This is a genomic window from Butyricicoccus sp., assembly GCF_050872565.1.
Classification (GTDB): domain Bacteria; phylum Bacillota; class Clostridia; order Oscillospirales; family Butyricicoccaceae; genus Butyricicoccus_A.
Genome location: NZ_JBNMHC010000302.1, coordinates 1 through 2,778, shown reverse-complemented (window position 1 = coordinate 2,778; position 2,778 = coordinate 1). Strand labels below are relative to the sequence as shown.

3 protein-coding genes are annotated in these 2,778 nt (G+C 47.3%); 2 read left to right on the top strand and 1 reads right to left on the bottom strand.

Going from position 1 to position 2,778, the window contains the following annotated elements; genetic code table 11:
• The first annotated feature begins 158 nt into the window (after positions 1-158).
• Positions 159-581, top strand: a complete 423-nt coding sequence (locus ACR0P9_RS10445; RefSeq protein ID WP_432619900.1) for a ribonuclease Z — start codon at positions 159-161, stop codon at positions 579-581.
• A gap of 16 nt (positions 582-597) precedes the next feature.
• A complete protein-coding gene (locus tag ACR0P9_RS10440; RefSeq protein ID WP_432619898.1) occupies positions 598-2,052 on the top strand; it encodes an S-layer homology domain-containing protein in 1,455 nt (484 codons plus the stop codon).
• Positions 2,053-2,123: 71 nt separating this feature from the next.
• Here ACR0P9_RS10440 and ACR0P9_RS10435 read toward each other — a convergent pair.
• On the bottom strand, positions 2,124-2,778 hold a 655-nt coding region (locus ACR0P9_RS10435), incomplete at its 5' end, for a glycogen/starch/alpha-glucan phosphorylase (protein ID WP_432619896.1).

Here is a 2,778-nt window from a genome sequence, read left to right as displayed (position 1 = left end):
GAAACTATTTGGGTACAGACCGAAGTTGGCAAAGGAACAACATTTTTCTTTACGATTCGCACACTTCCCGCTTAATACTATCGCTTCCCAGCCTTGGGAAGCGATTTTGCTTTTCCTCATAGGATATGTTACAATACGAGGCGAAAGGAGATGATCGAATGATTGTCATCTGTGTCATTGATGACCATGGCGGTATGCTGTTTAATCATCGGCGGCAAAGTCAGGATCGCGTGCTGCGAGAACACATTTTGCAGCGTACGCACAACAAAAAGCTATGGATGAACACCTATTCTTACGGGCAATTTGCTGCGGAACAGACTCCACAGATCGTTGTGTCGGAACAATTTTTGCACGAAGCGGCAGCAGGAGATTTCTGCTTTGTTGAAACCTGTTCTCTGGCAGAAGTTGAACCCCGCATCGAAGCATTTATTTTGTATCGCTGGAATCGCAGTTATCCTACAGATTTTTATCTGGATCTTACGCTGACGCAGCCACATTGGACACAGATAGAAACTACAGACTTTGTAGGAAACTCCCATGAACGAATAACCGAAGAAATCTATATTCCTGCAAAAAAATAAAAAAGGAGAGATACTTTTGAAACAATTCAAGCAAAGATTGGGTGCTTGTCTGCTGACAGCTGCCCTCACGGTGAGTACAATTTGTACCAGTGCTTTCGCATGGAATACACCGACAAAGGTCGCTCATCGATTCGCCGATGTCAGTTCTTCTGGTTGGTTCTGCAACGCTGTGCAGACCGTATTCGACAAGGGGTATATGAGCGGCACATCCAACACGACCTTTGTTCCGCGCGGAACAACGACGCGCGCAGCATTTGTTCAAACCTTGTATAACATAGCGGGCAGACCATCCGTCAACGGAAACAATCCATTTTACGATGTAAAATCAGGCGATTGGTATTATCAAGCCGTGCTCTGGGCAAGTCAAAACGGCATCACAGGCGGCACGTCTCCAACTACATTCAGCCCAAATGCCAATGTCACGCGTGAGCAGCTGGCGGTATTCTTATATGCAGATGCCGGAAGACCTTATACCAACGGCAGCTTATCCGACTTTGCAGACGCCAACCGTGTAGACAGCTGGGCAGCAACGGCTATGCGCTGGGCAGTGCAAAACGGGGTTATCTCCGGTTCTACTTCTAATGGAAAGCGATACTTAAAACCATTAGACAGTGCAATCCGTGCTGAAACCGCCGCAATGCTGACCAATTACACTGGCGGCATCGAGATGAAGCCAGCAGCGATTTCCCCTACCGGTTTTCATTACGATGATGTGCCGGATTACTCCGGCGCGGCATACGCCGTTGTCAACAATAATACGCCTTTTTTCACCAGTTCTGACAAGACAACGGTTTCTTTCGAGCAATACAGTGATTTAGACTGGATGGGACGCTGCGATGAGGCATATGCCAATGTTGGTATTGATCTGATGCCGACAGAACCACGCGGTGACATCAGCAGTGTCAAACCAACCGGCTGGCATTCGGTAAAATATGATATTGTAGACGGCAAGTATTTATATAACCGCTGCCATCTTATCGGCTATCAGTTGACTGCGGAAAATGCAAACAAGTTAAACCTTATCACCGGCACACGCTATCTCAATGTACAAGGCATGTTGGACTTTGAAAACATGGTTGCAGACTATGTAAAAGAAACCAAAAATCATGTACTGTATCGCGTCACACCGGTATTTGAGGGAGATGATGCCGTTGCAAACGGCGTATTGATGGAAGCACAGTCCGTCGAGGACAACGGCGCCGGTGTCACCTTCTGTGTATACTGCTACAATGTACAGCCTGGTATCGTTGTCGATTACGTGACCGGCGACAGCTATCAGACGTCTACGCCTTCTCAGCCAAGCGGAGAAACGACACAAACGTATATTTTGAATACCAATTCTAAGAAGTTCCACAAGCCAAGCTGTTCCAGCGTCAACAAGATCAGCGCAGCCAATAAAAAATCCTTTACCGGTAAACGCTCGGATTTGATTTCGCAGGGTTACTCCCCGTGTGGAACCTGCAAGCCGTAACATACAAAATGACACACGAAAAGGCGACAGGAAAAATCCTGTCGCCTTATGTTTTATCTGATTTTCAGCGATTAATCGAACTCAATCGGATCAATGTGCCAAATGTTATCAGCGTAATCCTTGATGGTACGATCCGAGCTGAACTTACCTGCGTTGCAGATATTTCTCCAGCACTTCTCAGCGAATGCGTACTTGTCCTTGTAATCGCGGTTGATCTTGAGCTTAGTATCTACATAGCTCTGGAAGTCATACATCAGGAAGTACTTATCCGGATGGCTCTGACCCCAATCTACATTGTGGATGATGGAATCATACAGCTCCTTGAACATGCCGGTGCCGCCATCGTCCAGCGTACCGTTGACAAGAGCTTCCATGACGCGCTTGATCTTCGGATCGTTGTTGTAGATGTGATACGGAATGTAGTTGTTGTGCTCTTCCTTCTCGATCTCATCAACAGTTGCACCAAAGATGTACTCGTTCTCCATGCCAGCTTCCTGTGCAATCTCTACGTTTGCGCCGTCCAGCGTGCCCAAAGTAACTGCGCCGTTGAGCATCAGCTTCATGTTACCGGTACCAGAAGCCTCTGTACCAGCAGTAGAAATCTGCTCGGATACGTTTGCAGCAGCTACCAGCTTTTCTGCGTAGGATACGTTGTAGTTCTGTACGAAGATAACGCGCAGCTTATCACGAACCTGACCGTCGTTCTCTACGAGACGAGCGATCTCG

Bases quoted from the DNA above. Each gene is read 5' to 3' on its own strand.
- ACR0P9_RS10445 (WP_432619900.1), top strand. From the start codon at position 159: ATGATTGTCATCTGTGTCATTGATGACCATGGCGGTATGCTGTTTAAT.